Source organism: Stenotrophomonas sp. RS-48 (genome assembly GCF_030053245.1).
GTDB lineage: Bacteria > Pseudomonadota > Gammaproteobacteria > Xanthomonadales > Xanthomonadaceae > Stenotrophomonas > Stenotrophomonas maltophilia_P.
Map to the genome: position 1 here is coordinate 3,080 of NZ_JASGBV010000161.1, position 879 is coordinate 3,958.

Sequence of the window (879 nt, forward strand, 5' to 3'; positions counted from 1 at the left end):
CAAAAGAGCATAGTGTTTTCATGATGTTGGGAGGCACGCACTCAGTGCTGGGCGAGCTGGATCGGCGCGAAGGGCCCGCAGAGTGGTGAGGCATAGCTCCGGCAGCCAGGGGGGGGCGCTGGAGCACACTGGAATTTTTCCGATGTAGGCGCTTGCTACCGGCGTACATCTAGTCCCCAAGGGCTCATCCGAACCTGAACAAGGAACGGGAGCGGTGATGAAATTTCTGTTGACGCATTGCTGAAATCTCGACACAATAGCGCTCCTTCGACGCAGGTCGAACGGAATCTGCGGGAATAGCTCAGTTGGTAGAGCGCAACCTTGCCAAGGTTGAGGTCGCGAGTTCGAGTCTCGTTTCCCGCTCCAATTATGGATCTGCAGATTTCCAAGGAAGACTGTAGTTCATTGAAAAGAGACGCTTCGGCGTCTTTTTTCGTTTCAGCCTGGCTCACTGCGATCTGTCGGCACACGGACCTTTTCAGTCCAGACATTAGTCCATGCAACCCAGACTCTCACCCCGGCGGTTTGTTGCTGAAGGTGGAGCGTCGTGCGTTTCGGGCACTGCGGCCGTGTACTCAGGAAGGGAAGGGCGGCGCACGCAGGGGAGGATCGAACGGGCGATTGATATGACGTGGTGCCATTCATGGCGAACTGTAGAGAGTTGCGCTTGTCTGCACGGGGAACATCATTGGAAAAATAGACCGCGGCGTCTGGGTTACTCCCCATGGCGTTGATTCTCCTGCCTTGGGTTGTTGATGGCTACTGCATATCAACTGGAGGTCTGGGAAGAGGCAAGGATTCGAGATCTAGGCGGGCAATTGGCCAAGCGCCGAGTTGGGGGCGGCTCAGTACTTTACGATGTCTACAGGGTAGCTGTCA

At 55.7% G+C, this 879-nt stretch carries 1 tRNA gene; it reads left to right on the forward strand.

The window, feature by feature from the left end:
• Positions 1 to 290 precede the first annotated feature (290 nt).
• A tRNA-Gly gene (locus QMZ25_RS19180) sits at positions 291 to 366 on the forward strand.
• The last annotated feature ends 513 nt before the right edge of the window (positions 367 to 879 follow it).